The following is a 217-nucleotide window of genomic DNA, read 5'->3' as shown; positions in this document are numbered from 1 at the left end:
CAACTATCATAAGCTAGCATTCATCATCAATCTTTGAGGGCTTACGCTCAGTAAAGCCTTTAGGATGGGGATTTTTAATCCAGCTATAGACGGTGAATTTGCTGATCTTGTAGCGCTTTGCAACAGCGCGCCAAGTTTCTCCATTAGCAATATCGTTAGAATTTTCTGTCGGAATTGGCGGCAGTAGGTCATAGGATATGCTCAGTTTGTTTTGATA

Annotated in this window: 1 protein-coding gene; it reads right to left on the bottom strand. The window is 41.5% G+C overall.

Going from position 1 to position 217, the window contains the following annotated elements:
- Positions 1–13: 13 nt before the first annotated feature.
- On the bottom strand, positions 14–217 hold a 204-nt coding region (locus A5N85_RS15905; protein WP_428843261.1), incomplete at its 5' end, for a helix-turn-helix domain-containing protein.

The sequence above is a fragment of the Suttonella ornithocola genome, from assembly GCF_001889065.1.
In the GTDB taxonomy this organism is placed as follows: Bacteria; Pseudomonadota; Gammaproteobacteria; order Cardiobacteriales; family Cardiobacteriaceae; genus Suttonella_A; species Suttonella_A ornithocola.
Note: the sequence above shows the minus strand (reverse complement) of the source record. Positions and strands in the feature narration are given on the sequence as shown.